This is a genomic window from Peribacillus sp. SIMBA_075 (genome assembly GCF_046534585.1).
This window is the reverse complement of sequence record NZ_JAWRYN010001621.1, coordinates 1-235: the sequence shown is the minus strand read 5'-3', so window position 1 is coordinate 235 and position 235 is coordinate 1. Positions and strand designations below refer to the sequence as shown.

Here is a 235-nt window from a genome sequence, read left to right as displayed (position 1 = left end):
GCATCAGGGCGTCGATATTTCAGACGAGGTGACCGTTGGCGAAGCTGGTGAAGAGATCGCGCAGATAGGCATAGGGCTCGATTCCGTTCACCTTGCATGTGCCGATGAGACTGGCGAACCGGGCCCAATTGCGGCCACCTTCATCGTGACCCGCAAAAAGCGCATTGCGACGGTTCATGGCCGGGCTGCGGATGGCATTTTCGACCAGGTTGGATGGCCGTCATCAAGGAACAGC

1 pseudogene is annotated in these 235 nt (G+C 58.3%); it reads right to left on the bottom strand.

Annotated elements, in window-relative coordinates:
- Positions 1–19 precede the first annotated feature (19 nt).
- Positions 20–214: pseudogene (locus SB775_RS33920) on the bottom strand (transposase domain-containing protein); the annotation flags it as partial.
- Between the last annotated feature and the right edge of the window lie 21 nt (positions 215–235).